At 66.2% G+C, this 1,343-nt stretch carries 2 protein-coding genes; both read left to right on the forward strand.

The genetic code is table 11. The annotated features are described in order from the left end of the window. A partial coding sequence (locus EJP67_RS33470; protein WP_133373068.1) for an ATP-binding cassette domain-containing protein occupies positions 1 to 578 on the forward strand: 578 nt, incomplete at its 5' end. Positions 579 to 606: 28 nt separating this feature from the next. Continuing rightward, positions 607 to 1,343 (forward strand): ABC transporter permease (locus EJP67_RS33475; RefSeq protein WP_133373069.1); only part of this gene is annotated, 737 nt, incomplete at its 3' end.

Consider the following 1,343-nt stretch of genomic DNA (forward strand, 5'->3'; position numbering starts at 1 on the left):
TCGTGCAGGGGCGGAAGGTGTCGATCCGCTCCCCCGAGGATGCGGTGGCCCACGGCATCGGCTACCTGTCGGAGGACCGCAAGCACTTCGGCCTGGCCACCGGCATGGACGTGGAAACCAACATCGCGCTCGCGAGCATGAAGCGCTTCCTGTCGGCGGGCTTCCTCATCGACCAGGCGGCTGTCGAATCGGCCGGTGAGCGCTATGTGCGGCAGCTCGGCATCAAGACGCCGTCGGTGCGCCAGCAGGTGCGGCTGTTGTCGGGCGGCAACCAGCAGAAGATCGTCATCGCGAAGTGGCTGCTGCGCGACTGCAATGTGCTCTTCTTCGACGAGCCCACGCGCGGCATCGACGTGGGCGCCAAGGCGGAGATATACCGCCTGCTCAACGAGCTGGCCGCGCAGGGCAAGGCCATCGTCATCATTTCCTCGGAGCTGCCCGAGGTGCTGCGCATGAGCCACCGCGTGCTCGTGATGTGCGAGGGCCGCATCACCGGCGAGCTGGTCGCGCGCGAGGCTTCGCAGGAAAGGATCATGCAGCTCGCCACCCGCCGCGAGACCGCGGACGCCGCACCTTGACCACGCACGACACGACTGGAGACTCCCCTTGACGACCCCCACCGTGACCACCGCAGCCACCGCAGCGGGCTTCTCGCCGAAGACGCTGAAGGACAGGCTCCTGCGCCCCGCCACGCGGCAGAAGCTGCTGGCCTTCGCCAGCCTCGTCGCGCTGATGGTGTTCTTCAGCTTCGCGTCGCCGCAGTTCCTGCAGGCCGACAACCTCGTGGGCATACTGCAGTCGACCGCGGTGAACGGCGTGCTCGCCATCGCCTGCACCTTCGTCATCATCACCTCGGGCATCGACCTCTCGGTGGGCACGCTGATGACCTTCTGCGCCGTCATGACCGGCGTGGTGCTCACCTACATGGGCATGCCGCTGTGGCTGGGCGTCTGCGCGGCCATCTTCTTCGGCGCGCTCAGCGGCTTCGTCTCGGGGCTGCTGATCGCCAAGCTGAAGATCCCGCCCTTCATCGCGACGCTGGGCATGATGATGCTGCTCAAGGGCCTGTCGCTGGTGATCTCGGGCACCAAGCCGATCTACTTCAACGACACGCCGGGTTTCACCGCCATCTCGCAGGATTCGCTGATCGGCGACATCGTGCCCTCGCTGCCTATTCCCAATGCGGTGCTGATCCTGTTCCTGGTGGCGGTGGCCGCGAGCATCGTGCTCAACAGGACGATCCTCGGGCGCTACACCTTCGCGCTCGGCAGCAACGAGGAGGCGGTGCGCCTGTCGGGCGTGAACACCGACTTCTGGAAGATCGTGGTCTACACGGTGAGCGG

Source organism: Variovorax guangxiensis (genome assembly GCF_003952165.1).
Taxonomy (GTDB): Bacteria; Pseudomonadota; Gammaproteobacteria; order Burkholderiales; family Burkholderiaceae_C; genus Variovorax; species Variovorax guangxiensis.